The following is a 24,608-nucleotide window of genomic DNA, read 5'->3' as shown; positions in this document are numbered from 1 at the left end:
ATTTTTAGCCCATGCGACGACTTCCCCTTCTGCTCCTGTGGCTGGCAGCCGCGCTGCCGTTGTGCGCCCAGGTGGGCTATTCCGAGAAAGGAGAGGCCTCTTATTACTCCGATAAATTCCACGGCCGGTCTACCTCCAGTGGCGAGCGGTTCGACATCCGCAAGTTTACCGCTGCCCACCGTACACTGCCTTTTGGTACGTTGGTGCGGGTAGAGAACCAGGACAATGGCAAGTCGGTGGTGGTGCGGGTCAACGACCGCGGCCCCTTCAAGCCTGGCCGCATCATCGACGTGTCGCCTGCCGCCGCCCGCGAACTGGACCTCATCCGCGAGGGCGTAGCTGCCGTCCGCATCGAGGTGGTGGAAGTGCCCAAGGGTGCTGCTGGCGCCATTACAGACAGCAAGCCGAAGCCAGCAAAGGCGCCCAAACCTGCCAAAACCAAGCCTGAAAAAGCTCCCAAGCGATCCAAAACCCCTTCTGTCGCCTTCAGCAAAAAGGGGGTATACGACCTGGAAGGCAAGCCTGCCGACCCCTCCGGTGACTGGGGCGTGCAGATTGGCGCGTTCTCCGAACTGGCGGCGGCCCGGGCATTGGCTACGCGGGTGCGCAACGCTGGCTATCGCCGTGTTTACATACAGGTGGTGGCTGCCAAGGCCGTGCCCTACAAAGTGCTGGTAGGCGTCTTTGAAGATGCCGACGATGCCCGCCTGAGCATGCAGGAGCTGAAGCAGCAGGGCTACCAGCCCTTCCCGGCCCGTTACCACTGAGCATGGGTTTGCTGCCCTTAAACAGAAAAGACCCCGGAATGCGGGGTCTTTGTCGTCGTTGCGGTTGGCAGTTTCAGAGCTGCACGCCCTTTTCGCGGGCCAGATTCGTCAGCATTTCGCGGGTCATGGCCACAAGGTCAAACTCGTGCTTCCAGCCCCAGTCGGTGCGGGCGCGGCTGTCGTCAATGCTCTTGGGCCACGAGTCGGCAATGGCCTGCCGGAAGTCGGGTGCGTAGCTGATGCTGAAGCCTGGCTTCAGCTTGGTCAGCTCGGCGGCAATCTGTGCAGGGGTGAAGCTGAAGCCAGCGAGGTTGTAGCTGCTGCGGATCTTCACCTGCTCGGCGGGGGCTTCCATCAGCATCAGGGTGGCCTTCACAGCATCGGGCATGTACATCATCGGCAGCTCACTCTCCGGCCCCAGAAAGCAGGTATATGAGTTGGTGGCCAGGGCCTCGTGGAAGATGTGCACGGCGTAGTCGGTGGTGCCGCCGCCGGGGGGCGCTGTCCAGCTGATGATGCCGGGGTAGCGCAGACTGCGCACATCCAGACCGTAGCGTTTGTGGTAGTATTCGCAGAGGCGCTCGCCTGCCAGCTTCGTGATGCCGTACATGCTGGTGGGGTCCATCACGCAGTCCTGCGGGGTGCTTACTTTGGGGGTGTTGGGGCCGAAAGCCGCAATGCTGCTGGGCCAGAATACGCGCTCGGTCTTCTTCTCCACGGCCAGGTCCAGCACATGGAACAGGCCGTCCATGTTGAGGGCCCAGGCATGTTTGGGGTCTTTTTCGCCAGCCGCAGAAAGGGTCGCTGCCAGGTGGTAAATCACCGTCGGCCTGAAGTCGTCCATCAGCTGTTCCAGCCGGGCGCGGTCCATCACGTTCAGTTGTTCGAAACGTGCGCCGTGCAGTTTGTCGGCTGGTATCTCACGGAAGTCGGTGGCCAGCAGGTTGGCCGCGCCGTAGCGCTGGCTCATGGCGGCAATCAGCTCGGTGCCAATCTGCCCGCCTGCGCCAATCAGCAATACCCGTGGAGGTGTGGTCATGGATGTATCGGAGGTTGGGAATGGATGCCGCGAAGTAACACAACCCTGCGCACCCGAACAACTGTTCGGAAAAGCTCGCAGAGGGCTCAGTAGCGCCGGCCCAGGCTGAAGAGCGCCCAGCCGATGCCGCCTGCCAGAAAGCAGATGAACATCACAATGGCGAAGGCCCACGGCGAGTTCTGGAACGGCAGCCCCACGTTCATCCCATATATGCTGGCAACCAGTGTGGGCAGCATCAGGATGATTGTGATTTTCGTCAGCGACTTCATCACGTGGTTCAGGTTGTTGTTGATGACCGACGCAAAGGCGTCCATCAGGCCATTCAGGATGTTCGTGTAGATGCCCGCCATGTGAATGGCTTGGGCACAGTCCAGCATCACATCCTCAAACAGCTCGCGGTCGTCTTCGGTCAGCGGTTTCAGCAGCGACGATTTACGCAGACGCTTGAACATGAAGTGGTTGCTCCGCAACGAGGTCGTGAAGTACACCAGGCTCTTCTCCTGGTTCATCAGCCTGATCACGTCTTCGTTCTTCAGGTTCTGTTGCAGTTCCTGCTCTATGCGGTTGGTCTGCAGGTCTATGTCTTTCAGGAAGCGGAGGTATTTCAGCACCGTGCGGTGAAACACCTGCAACAGGAACCGGCTGCGTTTGCGGGGGTCAAAGGCTTTCACCTTGGCTTCCAGAAAGTCGCCAATTACGGTGTTCTCCTTCGAGCACACGCTGATGATGACGTTTTGGGCAAAGATGAGGCCCAGTGGTCGGGTGATATAGGGTACGCCGGGCAGAATTTCGGCGTCTTCTTCGTCAGGGCTCTGGGGCTCGTAAGCGATGGGGATACGCAGCAGGAAGAGCTGCACATCGTCTTCTACCTCAAAGCGGGCGCGTTCATCGGGGTCCAGCGCGGCGGTCAGAAACTCCATCGGAATGCCGTACGCATGGTGCAGCTGATGCAGTTCGTTGTGTGTGGGGCCGGAAAGATTGATCCAGCAGGGGTCTTTCGCCACGGGCAGCGTTTCCGGGTGTGTGGTAACGCGCTGCTCCAGTTGGTACACGCTGATCATGACTGCGCTGGGCGGGAAATCGAAGGATGAACGGGAGGTTTACATGGGTGCAGGGAACGCGTCCCCGAAAAAGCGTCGCAAGGTACACTTATCTGCCGGTTCTGCCGGCCCGCCCCGCCCGAAATTTCCGGTTCAGATACGGATACCCACCAGCATCGTGTCGGGCTGTGGTGTCACGCGGCCACACCAGTCCATCTGATACCGCACCAGCGCGTTGTACAGGTCGTTGAGGGTGCCCTGTGAGTGTTGGCCTATCCAACGCAGCACCTCGAATCGCCCTGGCTCATGGCCCGTGGCCGAGCGCAGGTGTTCCAGCCCAGGGGTCAGCAGGAACACCCGATCCTGCGGTTTCAGGTTATACTCCCACACAGGCGGCGGTTCCGCCAACGAGTTGCCGCCCTCAAACGCCAGTGGGGTAGGCGCGCCCTCCAGTGTTTCCATCACGCCTCCACGCGACACCAGCAGCGACAGTCCCGCACCGGCAAACGCTACCGAGCTCAGGTCACTTGCGAAGCTGGCCAGCCCGATGCGTACACCCTTCAGCAGGTCGGCGGTGCCGGGCCCGTTGCCAAAAATCTTCAGCAGGCGGGTTTGCAGCTGTTCCAGCACATCGTCGGGGTCCAGGTTGTATTCCTCGTTCACCAGTTGGTTCAGCAGGGTGTTTACCAGCAGCGTGAGGTAGGCCCCTGCGGCGCCATCCGCCGGACATTCACCCACAGCCAGAAACAGCCGGTCAAACTGTTTGGAGAACCAGTAGAAGGTGCCGGCCAGTATACCATAGGGCCGGTTGTAAATCACTACTTCGGGGAAGTGCTTCAGCAGCAGGTCACGTTCGGGCAGGGCCACTTCCTGTAGCCGCCGGGCCAGATTCAAGGAGGTGGTAAGCTCGTGGTTCCGCTGCTCTATGGTGTTTTTCTGCTGCTGTATCTGCGCCTGCTGGGTAGCCAGGGTCTGCTCCTGGGCTTTGCGTTCGGTGATGTCGCGGGCTATACCAATCAGCGCAATCAGTTTTCCATCGGCGTCATATACAGGGCTGGTAGTGAGTTGTATGAAGAACTTCGAGCCGTCTTTTCGGCGGTTCAGTACTTCGCCCTGCCAGCCGTTGTGGGCCAGGGTCTCGGGCAGGATGTGTGCGGCCTGCTCTGTGTCGTGCCCTGGCGCGCGGAAGACGGCGCTGGGCTTGCCCACAACCTCGGCAGAGGTGTAGCCATAGATACGCTCAAAGGCCGGGTTTACATACAGCACACGGTCGTCGGGGTCGGCTATGGCCAGGGCATCCGGCGAGCAGTGCAGCGCATGGGCCATCATCTCAAGGCTGATGTTCCGCAGGGGCATGGGCGATATGACAGGAAAGAATAGGTTCAGGATCGGTTACTCTATATAAGGTACGGCAAATCTTCACAGTTCCCATCGCTGGTGTGTTGCCCCTGAATCATTCTTTTCGGCTGACAGGGCAGAGTAGCTGCAACATGGCCTGGGCCCCTATCTTTGCGGCAATCCAAACCGACGCACTGTCATGTACGATACCCTGAAGCCGGAACTGGTCCAGACCCTCAAGGAAATCCAGGAGGCCGGACTCTTCAAGAACGAACGCATCATCGCTTCGCCCCAGGCCGTGGAAATCCGGCTGCAGGATGGTGCCGAGGTGCTCAACTTCTGCGCCAACAACTACCTGGGCCTCAGCTCGCATCCGCGCGTTGTAGAGGCTGCCAAGCGCGCCATCGACAGCCACGGCTTCGGCATGAGCTCGGTGCGCTTCATCTGCGGCACACAGGACATTCACAAGGAGCTGGAGGCCGCTATCGCCAAGTTCCTCGGCACGGAAGATACCATTCTCTACGCCGCCTGCTTCGATGCCAACGGTGGTGTGTTCGAGCCGCTCTTCGGCGAAGACAGCGCCATCATCTCCGATGCTCTCAACCACGCTTCCATCATTGACGGTGTGCGTCTTTGCAAAGCCGAGCGTCACCGCTACGCCCACAACGACATGGCCGAGCTGGAAGCCTGCCTGCAGAAAACCCAGCACTGCAAGCACCGCATCATCGTCACCGACGGCTGCTTCTCCATGGACGGCACCATCGCCCAGCTGGACAAAATCTGCGACCTCGCCGACAAATACCGCGCCCTCGTCATGGTAGACGAATGCCACGCCACGGGCTTCCTGGGCAAAACCGGCCGAGGCACCATCGAGCACACCAATGTCATGGGCCGTGTAGACATCATCACGGGCACGCTGGGCAAGGCGCTGGGTGGGGCCCTGGGTGGCTTCACCACTGGCCGAAAGGAAATCATCGAGATGCTGCGCCAGCGGTCGCGCCCTTACCTCTTCTCCAACGCCCTGCCGCCCAGTGTGGTAGGTGCCAGCATTGAAGTGTTCAAGCTGCTGAGCGAAACCACCAACCTGCGCGATAAGCTGGAGCAGAACACCCACTACTTCCGTGAGAAGATGACTGCTGCGGGCTTCGACATCAAGCCCGGGGTGCACCCCATTGTTCCCATCATGCTCTACGATGCACCGCTGGCCCAGAAGTTTGCCGAAGAACTGCTGAAGCTGGGTATTTACGTCATCGGTTTCTACTACCCTGTAGTGCCCAAAGGGCAGGCGCGTATCCGTGTGCAGCTTTCGGCCGCTCATGATACCCACCACCTCGACCGCGCCATTTCCGCGTTCACCCAGGTGGGCAAGCAACTGGGCGTGCTCAAATAAGCCCGCTACCAAATCTTGAAGCAGCAGCCAGCCCTTCAAAGGCTGGCTGTTTCCATTCGCAGGGCAACGCTGTCCATTGGCAGGTTGCGGTGTCAAGAGTGGGCTATTTTTTACTAAAATGATGGTCTTTCCTCTCTTGCATGGCGCAACAGGTTTATCATCTGCTGGTTGGCCGCGACGGGCATCTGCTTTCGTACGCATCCGAATTGGAAGCGTTGCTCGGTTCAGCCGCGCCCCTGGCGGCGGTTCGCCTGCTGCCTCCCCCTAAAGCCAGCCCCAGCCTCACGCTGGGAAGCTATTTCTTCCAGTTGTCCTGGCAGCCAATGACACAGCCCGGCGGTGGCGCCGAGGCCTATCTCGTGTCGGCCATTCCCAGCCTGCACCAAGACTTTCCGCCCGATGCCGATAGCCAGCAACATGATCTCCACCAGCTATCAGATCAGCCCATTGGTGTCGCGGAGATTTCGCTCGATGGGCAGATTCAGTATGTAAACGCTCTCTTTGCCCGCTTTGCTGGATATGCGCCGCAGGAGATGATCGGCCATAACCGCCGCGAGTACCTGCTGGAGCAGGACCAGGGCCAGCCGGAGAATGAGTTCTGGCAGCGGCTGCTGTCAGGACAAACCGTGGCAGGCCAGTTTGTGCGGCTGGGCGCCAATGGCAAAGAACGATGGGTAAAAGGAGCTTATACCCCCATTGTGGATGCCGCCGGGCAGATTTCCCGTATTCTCTTTCTCTGCTACGACATTTCCTATGAAAAAGAGCTGGAGTCAAGCCTGCAGGCCGCAAACGTAGAGCTGCGGGAATCCAACGACCAGTTGCAGCAGGCGGTAGAAGAACTGGCCCAGAACTCGGAAGAGCTGGAGGCCATGCTCGACTCCCTGCAATCGCTCAACGACGAACTCCGCACCCAGAAGCAGCAGGTGGAGTGGACCAACAACATCCTCACCAGTGTGTCAGATGGCCTCGATGCCTGGATGGTGGTGGTGTCGCCCGACCTCAGAGTGATGAACTACAACTCCCGTTGGGCCGACCTCGTGCGACATTTGGGTATGGAGCCCCAGCAGGGCCGCAATGTGCTGGAGTATCTGGTGCCGGAAATTCGGGATGAAGCCTATGAGCTGCTGAATAGAGGCTTGCGGGGCGAGCATTTCAGCTATCAGAAGGAATATCCTTTCCCGGACGGCATTCATGTGCTGGAGCATGAGTACATACCGGTTTGTGACAAATCTGGCGCGGTTATCGCCATCTGTTCTTCCTCCCGCGACATCACCCATCTGATAGAGTTGGCCCGGAAGGCAGAGAGTGCCGCCAATCTCAACCGCACCATCCTCGATGCCACCAGCGACTACATCACCGTATTCGACCGCGAGTACAGGCTGCTGGCATTCAATCAGTCGTGGTACGACTACATGGACTCGCAGAAGCTGCCACCAACTGTGGGGCAGAGCGTCTTTGATCTCATGCTGGAGCCGCACAAGGTCTACTTCAAGGACATCTATGACCGGGCACTGGGGGGCGAAGCTTTCACCATTCGTACCAGCTATCCGTCGCCCGACCGCTCCGGCACCATCCATTTCGACATACAGTACACACCCCTGCGCAACTCGGCCCACGATGTGGTAGGGGTAGTGAAGCACTCGCGCGATGTGACACAGGAGGTGAACCGGCAGATGGACCTGGAAGCCGCACTGCTTAAGTATCAGACGCTCAGCCGTGCCATTCGCGAAGGCATTTTCGAAATGGAAATGGAGGCTGGCGAGCAGTACCCAAGCCCGGCGTCCATGAAGGTCAACGACCAGTATCTCTCGGCGCTCGGCCTTCATTCGCAGGAGGAACTGGCCATTTTCATCTCTGCCTGGCGCGATTCGCTGCATCCCGACGACTACGCCCGTATGGCGCAGGACTGGGTGGAGTTCATCTCCAACCCCGACATCACCGAGTATACTTCCGAAATCCGGCTGCTCACCAAGATGGGTATCTATCGCTGGTTCCGGCAGATTACCATTAAGCTCGCAGGCCGGTCGAATCAGGAGCCGATGAAGCTGCTGGGTGCCATGATCGATATCGACAAAGACCGCACCCACCAGCAACGCCTGCGCCAGATGGTGACCAAGCTGCGCCAGCAGCGCAACGAGCTGGCCGACCTGAACCAGCAGAACGAGTTTTACATGAAGCAGTTGCGCGAGGTACAGAAGCAACTGGAAGGCCGGCTGCGGGCGCTCGACAACTCGGCCATCGTTATGGAGCTCGACGCCGCTGGCCACATCGTCTACCTCAACGACCTCTATTCCGAAATCGTCGGCTTCCCCAAAGAAGAAGTCTATGCCAAAGACCAGGAATATCTGCTGAGCTCACCCTACCATGATCGCTCTCATTTTGAAGATCTCTGGTTCACTATTTCCAGCAAAAAGCCCTGGCGCGGCATGCTCATCAAACAGCACAAGGAGCTGCGGCCCGTCTATCTGCAAACAACCTTCACCCCCATCTTTGACCTCGAAGGGAATGTACTGCGCCATATCGGCATTATGTTCGACCTCACACGGCAGGTGGAGCAGCAGCAGGAACTGGACCGCCTCATAGGTGAATTGCGGGTGAAAGAGCAGGCCCTTCAGCTCAACATCGATGCCCTCAACGAGATGACCCGAAAGCTGGAAGCCGGTAACCGCCAGCTCCAGACCTTCCTCGACGAGATCCCCTTGGGTATCCTCATTGGCAACGACTCGCGCACCTTCTTCTTCGCCAACCGCTTTGCCCGCACCCACATGAAAGTGCTGGTAGAGCACGGCATGCTCGCCACCTCAGGCCGCGAGATACCCGAGTCCTACGTCGCTGACACCGAAGAGCCGTTTCCGCTCGATCGTTACCCCAGCGAGGCGGCACTGCGGGGGGCCTACATTTTTGGCGAAGACCTCGAAGTGGTAGACCGTGGCAAGCGCCGCCGCTACCGCTATCATGGGGTGCCTGTCCGAAATGCCGCGGGCGAAATCTTCGCCTTGAAAGTGCTGGAAGACATCTCCGAAGAAAAAGCCAACCAGCGCAAACTCTACGAACTGCAACAGCAGCTTACCTACATAGTAGACCACTTCCCGGGCATCATTTATCTCGTGAACCGTACCGGTGAGGTGCTGCTCTCGCGAGGGCAGACGCTTGCGGCTGTGGATCTCACGCCGGCCCAGATTATCGGCAAGCCACTGGACGCACTGGTGCCCGGTAGCCAGTACGAGGTGCAGCAGGCCCTGGAAGGCCGTCTGGTGCGGGGGCGCTACTCCTACTGGGGCCTCGTGTTCGATCATTACTTCATTCCCATCCAAAAGCCCGACGGCAGCTACGATGAAGTACTCTGTGTGGGCCTCAACGTTACCGAGAACGTGGAGATGATGAACAAGCTGCTGGAAGCCAAGCGCAGCGCTGAAGAAGCCAGCAAGGCCCGCGAGGTGTTTCTGGCCAACGTGAGCCACGAAATCCGTACGCCCTTGCATGGTATCATCGGCTTTGCCGAGCTCATTGGGCAGGAGCACATGACTGGCCGCCAGAAGGGTTATCTCAACCGTCTGCTCGACAGCGCGCACACCCTGCAGGCCATCATGAACGACCTGCTCAGTATCTCGCGCTTTATGAACGAGGGAATCACCCTCCACAGCGACCCTATCGAAACCGCCCTGCTCATCGAACGCCTGCAGGAACTGTTTGCTCCGATGGCTCGCAAGAAGCGCCTTCAGCTCAAGTTTCAGGTACAGCCCGGTTTCCCGGATTTCTTTACCGGCGACAATGTGCGCCTGCAACAGGTATTGGGCAACCTGCTCCACAACTCCATCAAGTTTACTACCACTGGCGGCATTCAGGTGAAGGCCACTTATCTGGCCGAGCAGAAGAAGCTGCAGTTTGAAGTAGCCGACACGGGCATCGGCATCCCGTCCGAGCACGTGCCTTACCTGTTCGAGGCCTTCAGCCGGGCTTCGCTCTTTACTGCCCCCAAGTTTGGAGGCACAGGTTTGGGGCTCAGCATTGTGCGCAGCCTTGTAGAGGCCATGGGGGGAACGGTAGCGGTGCAGTCGGTGGTGGGCAAGGGCACACAGTTTACCATTCACATCCCGTATCGGTCGGCGGAAGCCCCCGCACCAGAGCGCCCGGTAGTGGCCCGCGAACGCAAGTCGCTGGAAGGTGCCCGTGTGCTGGTAGCCGAAGACTATCCGGCCAATCAGATACTCGTAGCCGAGTTGCTGAAGCAGCTGAAAGTGGAGTATCGTATCGTCGGCAATGGCCAGGAGGCCCTGGAATGGCTCACCAAAGAGGACTTCGACGCCCTGCTGGTAGACCTGCGCATGCCCATTCTGGATGGCTTTGGGGTAATAGCCGAGGTGCGCAAGCATCCCCGTAAGTATCATGTGCAGCAAATAGTAGCCGCTTCGGCATTTGCTGGGGATGAAGACCGCCGCAAAGCCTATGCCCTTGGCGCCAATCGTTACCTCGTGAAGCCTTTCGGCCTCGATGCCCTGTCAGAAACCCTGTCGCAGATTATCGTGAGCCGCGAAGGGGCTGCGGCCAGTGCCAAGCCCAGTGCCCGCAAGGCCAAGGCTCCCAAAACCAAACTCAAGGGCGACCGCCAGTATTCTCTAGCCAGCCTCGAAGAGCTGTTTGCCGGCAACGCCGAACGCCAGCAGATGTACCTGCAGCACACCCGAGCCCTCACTGCCCACGTGCTGGAACTGCTGGCGCAGGAACCGCTGAACCCCGAGGAACTGCTGAGCGACCTGCACAAGCTGCGTCCGGTTTACTACCAGTTGGCCTCCGATACCCGTCTCGACGACCTGGAAACCCGGGCAAAAAAGCAGACCCGCACCAAAGCTGGCCTCACGCAGACCTCCCGGCAGGAACTGGTTGCGATCTGCACCAGCTTTCTGCAGTTTCTGGATAGCCAGTTGTAAGGCTTCTGCCGCCATTGCAGGCAGGGAATGCCGCTGCCCGAATGTTTGCCGGTTTTGTGTGGCCCATTGCCATACTTTCCTGATGTATTGGGCCGAAAATGCTGCCAACAGCACGGTTCCCAAATGAAAAAGGCCCGCACCAAAGGCGGGCCTCTTTCAGACTATCCGGCAGGAGCTGATAACCCTCTTCACCAGCTTCCGGCTGTTTCAGGATAGTGCCCTTTGATATCAGCCTACGGGCGCTATTGGCAGGTGAATTTCCAGCCCGTGGCGGCCGTCGATTGTTACACTCCTCAGCAGTCCTTTCCATTTGGCCAGCAGCTGCTGGGCATAACCCAGCGTGATGCCGCCTTCCGTGTCGGCGATGGCTTCGGCGGGTATCATCGGGGCGCTGAGGCTGGCGATGAGTTCGTCGCTGAAGGCCGCGCCATCGTGCTGTATCAGCACTTTCACGTTGCTGTCGTACACCTGGCTGCTCACCTCCAGCTGACCTTTGGCCTGCATGGCATCCAGCACATGGGCCAGCACCGCCGACCACACCTGCGCCAGTTGACCGGGGTTGGCTTTTACAGGCACCGAGCCTGGCAGGTTCACCTGTAGCTGCACACCATACTTGATGCGGTTGTGATATACCAGCAGCATCTGTTGCAGGCTGTGGTTCAGCTCTACCAACTCAATGGCGCTGTCACTGTTCTGGGTATACTGCTTGATGCTGTTGACCCACTTGGTGGCTTTCTGGGCCGAGGTGCGCAAAGAGGAAGCCGTACGGCGCAGTTGCCCGAAGAGGCCGGCGATCTGCAGGGCCGGGAAGGCGCCGGGGCGCTTCAGCAGCCGTGCAATGGTAGGGATGTCGTCGGGGTTCATGAGCTCAGCCAGTCGGTCGGCCTGCTCCATCAGGTTGTCCAGGCCCTGTTCGGCCAGGTGTGCTTCTACGGCGCGGGTGCGTGCGCGCTTCGTTTTGGAGTCCATTTCCAGCGGTTGCAGGTTCACCACGCTCAGCAGATACTCCAGCAGATCAAAGCCTTCGGGGCCCAGTTCGGCCCGGGCCAGCGATAGTCGCGAGGGCAGGTGGGTGCTGAATTCCAGCAGGTTGTCGGTGGCGCCGTTGATGGCCCCCACCGGCGTGTTCAGCTCGTGAATGATGCCCGCAAGCAGACGGCCCATTACCCCATACTTTTCGCTACGGAGCAGGCGGTCGGCCAGAGCCTGGGTGTTGTCGGGCTGCGGGGCGGTTTCTGGCCGCACCAGGTTGGGTGTGTGGCTTACCGGGCTGCATTCAATCGGTTGGCCTGTGGGCATGAAGGGCACGGCCGTCGTTTGCCGGATGGGATGTTCCAGGCGGCGGGCGGCGCAGGCAGCTGCCACAATACGGCCATCACCACCGTACATCGGGTAATATTCGGTCAGCCACAGGGTATTGCCTTCATCGCGCACCTGGGCAATCTGGTGCAGGCGCTCACCAGCAAACACCCGCTTGAACAGCTCGCGCAGGGCGGGTATCTCGGCGCGGCTGCAATGCTCCAGTATGCTGCTGCCCTCAACGCGGTGGTTGTCATAGTTGATTTCGCCAGGGGTGATACACACGTAGTGCCGCAGGATCATCAGGTCTGGGTTGACAATCACCAGCCGATCGATGCCGGAGAAGGTTGCCGATTCTGCCAGCAGCAGGTTGCGCTTGTGGGCAGTGTCGTCGTAGCTGGGGTTGGAGCGTAACATGGCTTAGAGAGGTTGAGAGGTTCCGAAAATGGAGTGTAACAGAGGGGCGTCAGAAGCAGGGAAGTGGCAGGATCAGGCGGCCTGGCGTTTGTTGTCGTCGTTGGGAAATTCCAGGCCAATGAGGAGGAGGTCGTCAGTCTGGTCGTTGTCGCCGCGCCAGTCTTCCAGCTCCTGTTCCAGGGCGCTGTGCACATCGTCCAGCGGCATGGTGGCTGTGCGGAGCAGGAAGTCGCGCAGACGGCGCGAGGAATACTTCTTGTCGCGGTTGCCGCCAAACTGGTCGGTGATGCCATCGCTGAAGATGAAGACGCGGTCGCCGGGCAGCATATTGATGAATTTGGTGTCGAAGGCATAGGCGTCTTCGCTGTGCAGGGGGCTGCCACCCAGGGCGTAGTTGTCGCCCTTGAATTCGATGAGTTCACCGCCACGTAGCAGGAAGAGCGGGCGCTTGGCTCCAGCGAACGCCAGTTGCTGTGTGTGTTTGTCGAAGCAGCAGAGGGCAACGTCCATGCTGTCGTAATAGCGCTGACCACCGCTGTTGTTGCCCATGCGGGTGGTGAAGTGGCGGTTGAGGCCTTCCAGTACGGTGCCAGGCACGTGCACTTCCTGGTCCAGTACTATCTGGTTCAGCAGGTTGAGGCCCATCACCGAGAGCATGCCACCGGGCACGCCGTGGCCCGTGCAGTCTACCACGGCAAAGTGCACGTGCTGCTCGGTTTCCTTGAACCAGTAGAAGTCGCCACTGATGATGTCCTTGGGCTTGTAGTACACGAAGGCAGAGGGGAACACGGGCCGGATGACCTCCACGGGCTCCATCAGGCTGTTCTGGAGGCGGCAGGCGTAGGTGATGCTGTCCAGCAGGTCGCGCGACTTCGCTTCGATGATCTGCTTCTGGCGGCTGACCTCGGCCGTGCGGTCGGCGATGGTGCGCTCCAGGTTCAGGATCATCTTGATGCGCTCGATGTTGAGGCTGGCGTCAATGGCCAGCAGCTCTACGAAGCGCAGGCGCCCCTTGTGGAAGAAGTTCTTCTGGCGGGTAGACTCCAGGTAGATGACGCCCGACAGGCGCTCGTTGTGGTACAGCGGCTTGCAGCAGATGCTCTTGGGGTTGTACTGCTGCACATACGACGGCTTGATAAGCGAGCAGTTGTCCGGGTTCAGAATCAGCAGGGTGTCGTCGCAGTAGCTGGCTACCTCGAAGAGCGTGGTGGGGAAGGCCTCACGGTCGTCGGTGTAGGGGAAGGGCTTCTTCGACAGGTCATAGAAGAGCTGGCTGATGGGCTCATGGCCGTCGAAAATGAGAATGCCGCCGCGGTCGGCGCCGGTTGCGTCCTGCAGGTGCTTCAGAATGCCCATCGTGAGGCTCTCCAGCGAGTTTTCCTTCACCATCAGCTGCGAGGCAGTCACCAGACTTTCGAGCGTAAGGGTGTACGACTCGATCTCGCGCCGCTGGAGGTAGGTCTTCAGGGCCTCTTCGGCGGTCATCTGAAGGTCCAGTTTCTCCCAGGGCTTGGCGATGTAGCGGTAAATCTTGGCTTCGTTGACGGCGCGGCCCAGTTCCTCGGTGGTGGTTACGCCCGTCAGCAGCACCTTCACGGTGTCGGGCAGGCGGCTGTGCACAATGGCCAGCAGCTCGTGCCCTTTCAGGCCGGGCATCATCTGGTCAGAGATGAAGACGGCTACCTCGTGGCCACGGCCAATGATGTCGTCCAGCAGCTCCAGCGCTTCTTCGCCGCTCTGGGCGCCTTCATACAGGCACATGCTGCCCAGATGCGCACGCAGTTGTGTCAGCAGCGACTCCAGTACCGTGGGTTCGTCGTCCACGCAGATGATATAGGGCTTGTTCATGGCGGTGGCAGTTAAATAGGGGCAGGAGATAACAGCAGGGTGTGTAGAAACGCTGGGTCAGGCAGCCAGCACGGAGTTGGCCAGGGCAATGATTTCTTCTTTGTCCCACGGCTTGCGCAGGAAGGCCATCAGCGAACTCAGGCGCTTGACGCGCTCGGTGGCGTCCTCGTCGGCCTGGCCTGAGAGCATCACCAGTTTCACATCGGGCCAGGTGGCGTGGAGGTCGCTGAGAAACTGGTCGCCGCGGTGGGGCGGCATCAGCCAGTCGGAGATGACGAGCCGGAGGTCCAGGCCGTCTTCTTTCAGTTCTTCAATCACTTCCCAGGCTTCTTCTACCGACGAGGCGGTTTCTAGCTTTACGCGGCCCTCGAAGGCCAGCCGCAGCTGCGACGAAAGGGTGTCGAGGATGATCTGCTCGTCGTCGACACACAGGATGACAGGGCGCTTGTTCATGGCAGGAGTGCGGGGTTAGGCTTGGAAGGGAATTTCAACGATGAAGACGGTTTGGCCGGGCTGGCTCTGGGCGTAGATTTTGCCTTTGTGCTTCTCTACGATTTTGCGGCAGATATCGAGGCCCAGGCCGGTGCCTTCGCCGCGGCCCTTGGTGGTGAAGAAGGGCTCGAAGATGCGGGCCATGATTTCCGGCGGGATGCCTTTGCCGCTGTCCTGTACCCGGATTTCGGCGTGGGTGCCGCGGTTGTACAGGCTCACGGTGAGGTTGCCCTGCGAGTTCATGGCCTGGGCCGCGTTCTGGATCAGGTTGGTCCACACCTGGCTCAGCTCGTCGGGGTTGCCCATGATGGAGGGGACATCGTCGAAGTGCGACTGCACCGTGATGCCCTGCTTCAGCTGGTTGTGATACAGAATCATCACCGTCTCGATGTTCTCGCGCAGGTCCATCGGTACGCGCTCTTCGGCATGCGAGGTGTGGGTGTAGCTCTTGAGGGCAATCACCACCTTGCTGGTCTTCTGGGCGGCCACGAGGATGTTGCGCAGGTTGCGGAACAGCAGGCCCTGATTGCGGATGTACAGCAGCACCTGCCGCGCCATGTCCGATTCCAGCAGCGGCTTCAGCGGCTCCAGCGCCCCGTAGTAACCTGCCACTACCAGTTCCTCGGCCAGCAGATCGGCGTTGGATAGGCCCATGCCTTCCAGTGCTTTTGTGAAAGCGCGGGTTTTCTGGCGCTCTTCCTTGGCCGAGAGCAGCTCGGTGTTTTCGAGGAAGTAGGTGACAACGTCGTGCAGGTTGGGCTTCAGTTCGTGGGGCAGGTTGGCCATAAGCGTCTCGGTCTGGCGCAGGAAGTCGCCCATGATGTCGAGTACGTTGGTGGCGGCGGCCTTCACTGCGCCAATCGGCGTGTTGATTTCGTGGGCCACACCCGCGATGAGCGTACCCAGCGAGGCCATTTTCTCTGAGATGATGAGTTGGCTCTGGGCATTGCGCAGGCTGTGAATGGCTTCTTCCAGCTCGCCGGTGCGCTCCTGGATACGGGTTTCCAGTTGCTGGTTGTTCAGTTCCAGTTCGCTGCGGGCGTCCAGCAGCTCGTGCTGTATGCGGTTCAGCTCTTCGATCTTCAGCTTCAGCACGGTCTCCTGGGCTTCCAGCTGGCTGTTGCGGGCGTTGGCCTCTTCCAGCAGTTCCTGAATGCGTGTTTGGCTGCGGATGGTGTGGAACAGCTGGCTGATGACACGCAGCAGGGGCTTCACCTGTTCCAGCTCGTGGGCGGGAATGGGATAAAGAGTGTTGAACTCAAACACGCCCAGCAGGAGGTCGTTCTGCACCATGGGGTACACCACCAGCGACGACGCACGGATGGCGAACAGGCTGGCTTCGCCCCGGGCCCTGCCACTGGTGGTCAGGTCGTAGGCTTTCATCTGGAAGGAGAGGGCTGCCTGGCCCACTACGCCCACTCCGATGCCTACCTCGCGGGGTGCATCAGGTGGCAGGGCATAGCCCCCGATGAGTTGCAGGTGTGCGGGGCGGTTGCTTGTGGCCTCCATGTGCTGGTAGAAGGCTGCCTGCAGCACTTTCCACTCGGCCAGTGCCGAGGCCAACTCCTGCATGGCGTCAGAGGCCCAGGTGGAGAGCAGGGTGCCTTCGCGCCAGCGCAGGGCCTGTTCCAGGTGGTTGCGGTCCAGCGCCACCTGCCGGGCAGGAGTGCTGGGTTCGGGGTGGTGGCCGTTGGACTGCGCCGGGGCGTAGTGGCCATTTCCGTTGCCGTTCCCATTGGTGTGCACCAGTTGGGCCAGAGCTTTTACGGCGGCGTCTACGGCGGGGGCTCTGCCATTCCCGTTGTCGCCAGCGGCGGGGGTGTGTCCGTCGGTAAACATGGCGGTAGGTTGGTTGGGGTGGGGGAATGAAGGGCCTTAGAGGGTGGCGTCGGTGGCGTTGTTGCCGCGCTGGCAGTCGGCCAGCTGGCGGGCCAGCAGTTCGCGCTCGGCGCGCAGCTGGGCTATTTCCTGCTGCTGCTCGGTGAGGCCGCGCTCGGCCAGGCGCAGGGCAGTAGACAGCTCTTCTTCCTGCGACGAAGGTGCGCCCACCGTCTGACAGGTGAAGAAGATGCGGGCCGGGCGACGGTCGGTAGCCGGCACCAGCGAGAAGCCGCCGGTTACCCAGGTCTGCCCGCCCGATGACACGCTGACGTGGTAGGTGCCGTGGATGGTCTGCCCCAGGCGGAGGCTCTGGCTCAGCAGGGTAAAGTCGGTGTCGGGAAGCAGGTGGCCGATGGCCTGCCCCAGGAGGGTGGCTTTGTCATAGCCAGCCAGTTGGGCAAAGAGGTCGTTGCAGGTGGCAATGCGGCCTTCGGCGGTGAGCTCCACCATGGGGGTGATGCGCTGGAGGGCGCCCCACTGGTGCTGGAACTCCTGGTTTACGCGTTGCAGCTGCTCCTGTGCAGCGTGGTTCTGCTCGGCGGTCTGGCGCAGCTCTTCTTCGGCGGCCTGCACCTGTTCCAGCATGGCGCGCACCTCCTGCTGCTGCATCTTCTGGGCAGTGATGTCGTTGCAGAACTTGATGACCTTGTAGGGCTTGCCGTTGGGGCCCATGATGGGGTTGTAACTGCCTACAATCCATATCTCGGTGCCGTCCTTGGCCACCCGGCGAAACTCGCCCGAGCGGAAGACGCCGTTGCGCAGCATCATCCAGAAGTTCTTGTACTCGAGGCCCTCGCGCTGGTCGGCGGGTACGAACTCCCGGTGGTGGCGGCCCACCACTTCCTCGCGGGTGTAGCCCAGGATGCTCAGGAACAGTTCGTTGGCGTCCTGTACCATGCCGTCCATATCCAGGTGCACCACAGCGGTGCTCTTGTTGATGGCGCTCAGCTGGCCCTGCATCTCCAGGTTCAGACGCTTCATTTCGTCCTGAGTGGCTTCCAGTTCTTCGGCGTTCTGGCGCAGTTCCTCTTCGGCTGCCTGCACCTCCTCCATGGTCTTGCGCAGCTGTTCCTGCTGGGCCTTCTGCTCGGTGATATCGTTGCAGAACTTGGTGACCTTGTAGGGCTTGCCGTCGGCCCCGAAGATGGGGTTGTAGCTGCCCCAGATGTAAACCTTGCGGCCGCCTTTGCCCACGCGCTCAAACTCGCCAGCTACGTATTCGCCAGCACGGAGCTTGTCCCAGAAAGCCTGATACTCGGCGCTGCGGGCATAGTCGGCAGGGACAAAGTGGCTGTGCGGGCGGCCTTCAATCTCGTCGAGGCGGTAGCCTGTGACGGCCAGGAAGTTGGCATTGGCACTGAGGATGGTGCCGTCGAGGCTCAGTTCCACTACTGCGTTGGAGCGGTTGATGGCCGTGAGCTGGCCCTGAATCTCAAGGTTGATGCGGCGCATTTCCTCCTGCGTGCTTTCCAGTTCTTCGGCGTTCTGGCGCAGCTCTTCCTCAGCAGCCTGCGCCTGTTGCAGCATCTTGTTGATGGCTTCTTCTTTCTCCTTCAGGGCCGTGATGTCGAAGCGCACACCGATGTACTTGATGGGCTTGCCTTCGGGGCCGATGACAGGGGTGATGGTAGCAGCCACCCAGTAGTAGGTGCCGTCCTTGGCGCGGTTCTTCACCTCGCCACGCCATACCTGCCCGCGCGATACCGTGCGCCACAGGTCCTGGAAGATTTCGTCGGGCTGGTGGCCGCTCTTCAGAATGCGGTGGTTCTGGCCTATCAGTTCTTCGCGGGTGTACTTGGCCAGGCGCACAAACTCGTCGTTGGCGAAGATGATGTCGCCGGCGAGGTTGGCTTCGGATACAATGGCGGCGTTATTGAGGGCAGCAATCTGGCCGCGGAGCTCTACCTGCATCTTGGCCATCTGGTCCTGCGCAGCCTGCATTTCCTCCATGTTCTGGCGCAGCTCTTCCTCAGTGGCCTGCATTTCCTCAAAGGCCTGACGCAGCTGCTCCTGCTGGTTCTTCTGGGCGGTGATGTCGGTGCAGAACTTGATCACCTTGTAAGGCTTGCCGTCGGTGCCCATGATGGGGTTGTAGCTGCCGACAATCCAGATGCGTTTGCCGTCTTTGCCCACGCGCTCAAATTCGCCCTGCACGAATTCGCCCTGGCGGAGGGTATCCCACATATCGCGGTAGCCTTGTGTGGTGGCATAGGCAGTGTCAACGAACAGGCGGTGGTGGCGGCCCTTCACTTCGTCAGCTGCATAGCCCACCACTTTCAGGAAGGCGTCATTGGCGAAGAGGATGGTGCCATTGAGGTCGAACTCGATGACGGCGGTGCTGCGGTGAATGGCGTTCAGCTGGCCCTGGATCTCCAGGTTCAGACGCTTCATCTCCTCCTGACTGGCCTGAAGCTCTTCGGCGTTCTGGCGCAGTTCTTCTTCAGCCGATTGCAGTTCGTCGTAGGCCAGGCGAACCTTTTCCTGCTGGGCCTTCTGCTCGGTGATGTCGTTGCAGAACTTCATCACCTTGTAAGCCTTGCCGTCGTTGCCGAAAATGGGGTTGTAGCTGCCGTAAATCCAGATGGCGTGGCCATCCTTGGCTTTGCGCTGAAACTCACCTGCCACATACTGGCCGGTTTGCAGCTTGGCCCAGAAGGCGGCATAGTCGGCCGATTCGGCCAGCTCGTCGCTGACGAACATCCGGTGGTGCTGGCCCTGTACCTCGGGCAGGGTGTAGCCCACAACTGACAGAAAGTTGTCGTTGGCGAAAAGAATCTGGCCATCGAGGCTCATTTCCACCACGGCGCTGGAGCGGTTGATGGCTTCGAGGCGGCCCTGCATTTCCAGGTTCATCCGCTTCATTTCCTCCTGGGTGGCTTCCAGTTCCTCGGCGTTCTGGCGCAGTTCCTCTTCGGCAGCCTGCACTTCTTCCAGCGCCTGGCGTACCTGCTCCTGCTGCAGCTTCTGCTCGGTGATGTCGGTGCAGAACTTCAGCACCTTGGTCACTTTGCCATCGCTGCCCAGAATGGGATTGTAGCTGCCCATGATCCAGAAGGTTTCGCCAGCGGCGTTTTGGCGCTCAAACTCGCCGTGCTGGTATTCGCCGCGGCGAAGGGCCGCCCAGAAGTCTTTGTACTCCTGGCTGTTGGCGTGCGCTTTGGGCACGAAACTGGAATGGTGCTTGCCCTTGAGCTCGCCCAGAGTGTAGCCACAGATACGCTGGAAGTTGTCGTTGGCCGTGACAACGGTGCCGTCGGGCGTAAACTCGATCATGGCCGAGCTCTTGCTGATGGCGTCCATCTGGCTCTGTATTTCGGCATTGATGCGGCGAACTTCCTGCTGGGTGCGTTCCAGCTCGTCGGTGTTCTGCTTCAGGCGGGCCTGCTGCTGTTCCAGCTCGGCATTCTGCTTCTGCAGGGCCACTTCTATTTCCTTCTGCTCTGTGATGTCATAGAGGACACCATTCCAGACCGTTGCGCCCGTTTCCTCACGTTCGGGATAGGCTTCGATACGGGCCCACTTCAGACGGCCATCCTGCCAGCGGAGGCGACCATCCCAGTTGAGTTCCTGCGCCTGGGTGGCACTGGCATTGAGGGCTTGTTGCAGCCCGGCCTGGTCTTCCAGGTGTACCAGTTCAAAGAAGAGGTTACTGTTGCCGAGCAGGTTATCAGGAGTATGCTCCAGCACCTGGCGGCTGCCGCCGGATACATACAGGAACTCGGCACGGCCATCGGCCATGCGGCGCAGCTGGAAAATGACGCCAGGCACGCTGTCAGCCATCTTGCGGAACTGCTCCTGGCGCACCTGCAATTCGCCCTGCACGCGGCGCATTTCGTCCTGGGTGGCTTCCAGTTCTTCCAGGTTCTGGCGCATTTCCTCTTCCTGTGCCTGAAGCCGTTGGGTGGTGTCCTGTGCCTCGCGGTAGAGACGCTGCATTACCACCTGACTGCCGATGCTGCTGAGGTTGGCGGCCAGCGACTCGCTGAGGGCGCGGATAAGCTCCTGGTGCCCGGCTGTCAACGGATGCAGACTGCTGATTTCCAATACCCCTTCCACCTTCTCGTTGTAAATGAGCGGCTGAATGAGCAGTACTTTTGCTTCCAGCTGCGAAAGGCTGGAATAGGTGTAGGCCTCAAAGGCGCCGGGCTCGTCGTAGTAGTGGGGCTGACCAGTGCGGGCTACCTGGCCCACCAGCCCTTCGCCAATTGCCAGCCGCTTGCGTACCTGCTCTGGGCAGGCATACCCCCCGACCCACTCCAGCGAGTCGCCGTTTTCATTGAGGCGATAGAGCGACGCCTGTAAGCCGTCGATGTAGCCAATGAGCTCGATGAGGAGCTGCTGCGCCCAGGCTTCGAGGGTTTGGCCTACCTGCCAGCGCATCAGTTGGGCAAAGCGGGCCAGACTGGCGTCGATATACCGTTTGCGCTCCAGTTCGTCTTTGTCGCGCTTCAGTTCGGCCAGTTCGGCCAGCAGCGTCTCGAGCCGAGGCTCGTTCTGGAGAAGAGAGGGGGTATCCATGGCAGTCGGGGTTGAGAGGTTCCTGTAGCTGTTGATCGTCTGAAGCTGGTGGGTGTTGGCTTTCAGTACGATGGCAAGTACGGCTCTCGGCTCCGCTGGCGCTGGATTTACTGTCTCATTGGCTGGTTAGACAGTCTGAATGGAACAGATTTGGGTCTGAATGGATGTAGTTTTCAGTCAATCATGCGGAGGCGCTTCTCCAGCACGGGCATGCTGCTTTTGCTGACGGGGACCACCTTGTTGCCAACCACGGCCATGCCGGGTTGCAGCAGGTCTATGGCCCTGAGGTTGAGGACGAACGAGCGGTGCACCCGTTGGAAGGTTTCCTGGGGCAGGAGGTTCTCGAGCTCGCGAAGGGGTGTTGTCACGAGATACTCCTTGTCGCGGGTGTGGACTTTTACGGTATTGCCATCGGCTTCGAGCCACTGGATGGCGGCTACCTCGACGCGGATATACTGGCGGTCCTGCCGGATGAAAACGCTTTTGAGTGCGTCATCGGTTTTGGGCTGTTGTTTGGCGCGGTCTTCCAGCACACGGTGCACAGCTTGCAGGAAGCGTGGTTTGGTGACTGGTTTCAGCAGAAAGTCAGACACGTGCAGATCGAAACTGCGGACCGCATACTCTGATTTGCTGCTGATGACAATGACCTGCACCGGGCTGGCCAGTGTTTGCAGTAGCTCAAAGCCAGAAAAGTCGGGCAGTTCTATATCTAGCAGAAGCAGGTCTACGGGGTGGCTTCGGAGGAAGCGAAGGGCTTCTTCGGCGGTAGCAAACGCCCCGGATAGTTGCAGCTCCGGATTGTCCTCTACCAGGGTGGTCAGGAGTAAGCTGGCGGCTGGATCGTCGTCGACGAGGAGGCATTGGAGCATGATGAAAGTTAGCCAGTAACGGGCCTGGCTATAGCCTATTTTGGGTGATTCATCTCATATCTGCTACTCAAATTTCGGTAAGATTAGTAGCAGGTTGAGTATGAGGCGAGTCGTGTCAGGTAAATATTATAACAATTAGGGCTTTGGGATGTTGCTTGAGTGCTGAGTAGCGAATAACGGGTGGCGAATTCAACTTTTCCTGCTTTTGGATGATTTAGAATGGTTATACATCTATTAAGGTGGCAAAGTTTTCGGCGGTCGTTTGAGCTGGTATGTTTCCGACTTTCTGTCGCCGCCGCTTGTCCCTCCCAGAACGCCCTCGGATGTTGCGCTTCATATGCACAGCCTCACCGCCGAACTCCTCCATTCCGCCCTCCGCCTGCAGGAGCGCCTCGAAACCCTCTTCAACAACCGCGTCGACCTGCTGGAAGAAAAGCTTGAGGCGGCTGACGACGTCTCCGCCACCGATTTCCGCACACTCCGCCAGCTTTCGCAGCTCTGTGCTTCGCAAACGCGCCTGTGCGCACAGCTCTCGCGGCAGGTAGACCGCCAGCTGCGCGAAGAAGCCCGTGAGGAAGCCCGTGAGGAAGCCCGGGAGCAGGCCCGCGAAGCCCGTCAGCAGGAGAAAGCCTCTGCGCCACGCCCACCACACCCCAACGCAGAACCTGCCGCCCTGCCAGCAGCTCACACGATGCAGGGCATGTCTCCGCCCGCGGGTTCCCCTGCTGCCGCGCCCCGCACGGGTGCCGCCCCGCAGCCCGCTCATCCCCTGCGCCGCTGATCACAGCCCCCGCGGGTCAGTCGGCCAGTTCGCGCTTCATCAGCAGGTCGGTCTGCACGTCGCTGCCCAGCACAAAGTCGTGCTGTCCAAACGCCACAAAGCCCAAGCGCTCGTAAAAGGCAATGGCTTTGGCATTGTGCTCCCATACCCCCAGCCATAGATAGGGCGCGCGGCATTCCTGTGCCACCGCCAGCGCGTATTCATACAGTTTGTAACCCACCCGCAGCCCCTGAAAGGCCTTGCGCACATAGATGCGCTCGATCTCCACGGTGCCGGCATGGTCGGGCTCGGTTTGGGCGCTGCCGAAGTTCAGCTTCAGGAAGCCCGCCACGATACCGTCCAGTTCGGCGAAGTAGAAGGCCGAGTCAGGGTTGTTCACTTCGGCCAGCAGCCGTGCTTCCGACAGCTGCTGCTCACGAAAGGCGGCCATGTCGGCAGGGCTGTTGAGGTGCGCAAACGTCTCCTCGAAGGTGTCAATACTTACCTGCCGCAGGGCGCGTACATCGGCAGGCGTCACGCGGCGCAGCGTTAAAGTAGGAGAGGCAGCCATTACCCGAAGATACGCGGCTGGCGGGCTTAGTGACGAATGTGTATTTAGGTGCTCATTTAGCAGTTTAGGCCTGGCTGGGGCCGTCGACTGGATCAAAATGTGCAGTTAACTGCACTTATGGCATCACATCCCAAACTTGCCCAGCTGCCCATGTGTTTCAATCTACGCCATTCCAGCGTCTATTGAAAAGCCCGTACTCATCAAGTTTATCCATCAGTAGGATCTCATCTTTCAGTGGGGTAAACAGGTACGCTCGAGCTTTCCAGAATGAGGCATCATAAGGTGCTAAAGTTACGCCCAGGTAATAAGTGTCAGACATCCGGCGCATGTGTTGCAGCCGCTTTTTGACAGGCGGAAGCTTTGCCTTAAGACTTTCGCGGGTGGCAATCTGTTGGGCCAGTTCGGTGGGAAGCCCTTCTTTAACTACGACACATTGTAGCGATTCGATAATTGCCTTTAGCCCCAGAAATTTGAATGGAACTTTGACATGGAATACCTGGAGCTCTAGTGAGCTTCGGCCCCCTACCAGCCGGAATTCCTGCACCTGAGCCGCTTCGACCTCATCCTCGTCTACGCCAATGACACTTGGTGGGTATAATTTTCCACTCAGGCGATATAGGTCACCACTTTCCTCGTCAATTACGATTAAGCCACTGATGTATCCTTTACGGCCGGAAGGCTTGATTCTATTGAAAGTGACAAACCCCAGCTTTCTCCCCTGAAACATCAATGCGCCTTCATAAGAATAGGTAAAGTAATCCTTTGTAGCCACCGAAAGAGGCGCCGGGTCTTTATCTTTTGCATCGCTCACAACAAAGTCTGTAATCAGAATATCATTGGGATCAGCCATATCCACCATGCTTTGAATGCGCGCATCTTTGACCGGCACCCAACCTTCACGTGCGCTGATAACGCCTTTAGAGCGAATTTTCCAGGGACTGATACTGGCTTCGACAAAGAGCTCTTGAAGCTTGAGCGGGCTTGTCCCATCCAGCAGCAAAAGGCGCTGAAACATTACCCCCGTACGTGGTGATATGCCAATAGAGTCCAATAGTCGAGTTAGGCACTTCTCAACCAATTTTTTTCCATAATCCGGAGATGCTTCTCCGTACTCACGCATCTGAGGCTCGATACTCAGTTGGACGGTGTCCTTGAGGTTCTCAATCGCAACAGTATCAGTTTGATAGCCGATTGCGCCTATGACAAGTTGCAAAGAGGTGTCTGGTGCAGGAAGTGAAAATATGCCCTCCATATTCGTGTAAGTCCAGTCCGATTGGCCAAGTGTCTGCACGCGGATAAAAGGAGCTGGTTCACCGTTTTGTCGGATAATTCCGGAAAGGAGTTGGGGTGATTGGGCTGAGAGTAAATATGGGGCACCAAACAGGGTAGCAATCGCCAGAAATCTGGATAAAATAGTCATGTAATCTTTTCTTTTGGCGCCAATTATGCCA

15 protein-coding genes are annotated in these 24,608 nt (G+C 59.2%); 4 read left to right on the top strand and 11 right to left on the bottom strand.

Features of this window, described 5'->3' with window-relative positions:
• The first annotated feature begins 11 nt into the window (after positions 1-11).
• Complete coding sequence (locus AC2D8O_RS10880) at positions 12-767, top strand: septal ring lytic transglycosylase RlpA family protein (protein WP_484678844.1); 756 nt, start codon at positions 12-14, stop codon at positions 765-767.
• Between the two features lie 73 nt (positions 768-840).
• Here AC2D8O_RS10880 and AC2D8O_RS10875 read toward each other — a convergent pair whose 3' ends face one another.
• The 3 genes from AC2D8O_RS10875 to AC2D8O_RS10865 form a co-directional block, all read right to left on the bottom strand.
• Positions 841-1,806, bottom strand: coding sequence for an NAD-dependent epimerase/dehydratase family protein (locus tag AC2D8O_RS10875; protein ID WP_484678843.1), 966 nt, complete (start codon positions 1,804-1,806; stop codon positions 841-843).
• Positions 1,807-1,892: 86 nt separating this feature from the next.
• Complete coding sequence (locus AC2D8O_RS10870; protein WP_484678842.1) at positions 1,893-2,867, bottom strand: magnesium transporter CorA family protein; 975 nt, start codon at positions 2,865-2,867, stop codon at positions 1,893-1,895.
• Between the two features lie 132 nt (positions 2,868-2,999).
• Positions 3,000-4,202 (bottom strand): SpoIIE family protein phosphatase, encoded by a 1,203-nt coding sequence (locus AC2D8O_RS10865; protein ID WP_484678841.1) that lies wholly within the window; start codon positions 4,200-4,202, stop codon positions 3,000-3,002.
• Positions 4,203-4,383: 181 nt separating this feature from the next.
• Between AC2D8O_RS10865 and kbl the strand changes: the two genes are divergently transcribed.
• Both kbl and AC2D8O_RS10855 read left to right on the top strand, forming a co-directional pair.
• Entirely contained in the window at positions 4,384-5,574 is a 1,191-nt protein-coding gene (gene kbl, locus AC2D8O_RS10860) for a glycine C-acetyltransferase (protein WP_484678840.1), read from the top strand.
• 140 nt (positions 5,575-5,714) lie between these two features.
• Positions 5,715-10,502, top strand: a complete 4,788-nt coding sequence (locus AC2D8O_RS10855) for a PAS domain-containing protein (RefSeq protein ID WP_484678839.1) — start codon at positions 5,715-5,717, stop codon at positions 10,500-10,502.
• Positions 10,503-10,730: 228 nt separating this feature from the next.
• Here AC2D8O_RS10855 and AC2D8O_RS10850 read toward each other — a convergent pair whose 3' ends face one another.
• From AC2D8O_RS10850 to AC2D8O_RS10825, 6 genes are all read right to left on the bottom strand, one after another.
• Positions 10,731-12,218, bottom strand: coding sequence for a sensor histidine kinase (locus AC2D8O_RS10850; protein WP_484678838.1), 1,488 nt, complete (start codon positions 12,216-12,218; stop codon positions 10,731-10,733).
• A gap of 72 nt (positions 12,219-12,290) precedes the next feature.
• Positions 12,291-14,066: a SpoIIE family protein phosphatase gene (locus tag AC2D8O_RS10845; protein WP_484678837.1), complete on the bottom strand. Its 1,776-nt coding sequence runs from the start codon at positions 14,064-14,066 to the stop codon at positions 12,291-12,293.
• Between the two features lie 57 nt (positions 14,067-14,123).
• Positions 14,124-14,519 carry a response regulator gene (locus tag AC2D8O_RS10840; RefSeq protein WP_484678836.1) on the bottom strand — a complete coding sequence of 132 codons (396 nt, stop codon included), beginning with the start codon at positions 14,517-14,519 and terminating at the stop codon, positions 14,124-14,126.
• Positions 14,520-14,534: 15 nt separating this feature from the next.
• The gene (locus AC2D8O_RS10835; RefSeq protein WP_484678835.1) at positions 14,535-16,397 is read right to left on the bottom strand and encodes a sensor histidine kinase; all 1,863 of its coding nucleotides are present in this window, start codon (positions 16,395-16,397) and stop codon (positions 14,535-14,537) included.
• A gap of 36 nt (positions 16,398-16,433) precedes the next feature.
• Positions 16,434-20,957: a PAS domain S-box protein gene (locus tag AC2D8O_RS10830; protein WP_484678834.1), complete on the bottom strand. Its 4,524-nt coding sequence runs from the start codon at positions 20,955-20,957 to the stop codon at positions 16,434-16,436.
• 173 nt (positions 20,958-21,130) lie between these two features.
• The gene (locus AC2D8O_RS10825; protein ID WP_484678833.1) at positions 21,131-21,826 is read right to left on the bottom strand and encodes a LytR/AlgR family response regulator transcription factor; all 696 of its coding nucleotides are present in this window, start codon (positions 21,824-21,826) and stop codon (positions 21,131-21,133) included.
• 337 nt (positions 21,827-22,163) lie between these two features.
• Between AC2D8O_RS10825 and AC2D8O_RS10820 the strand changes: the two genes are divergently transcribed.
• Positions 22,164-22,607: a hypothetical protein gene (locus AC2D8O_RS10820; RefSeq protein WP_484678832.1), complete on the top strand. Its 444-nt coding sequence runs from the start codon at positions 22,164-22,166 to the stop codon at positions 22,605-22,607.
• Positions 22,608-22,623: 16 nt separating this feature from the next.
• On the opposite strand, the gene AC2D8O_RS10815 is transcribed toward AC2D8O_RS10820, so the two are convergent.
• Positions 22,624-23,157, bottom strand: a complete 534-nt coding sequence (locus AC2D8O_RS10815; RefSeq protein WP_484678831.1) for a GNAT family N-acetyltransferase — start codon at positions 23,155-23,157, stop codon at positions 22,624-22,626.
• 157 nt (positions 23,158-23,314) lie between these two features.
• On the bottom strand, positions 23,315-24,577 hold the full coding sequence (locus tag AC2D8O_RS10810; protein WP_484678830.1) for a peptidase associated/transthyretin-like domain-containing protein: 1,263 nt from the start codon (positions 24,575-24,577) through the stop codon (positions 23,315-23,317).
• Between the last annotated feature and the right edge of the window lie 31 nt (positions 24,578-24,608).

Source organism: Pontibacter sp. T17, from assembly GCF_057219875.1.
Note: the sequence above shows the minus strand (reverse complement) of the source record. Positions and strands in the feature narration are given on the sequence as shown.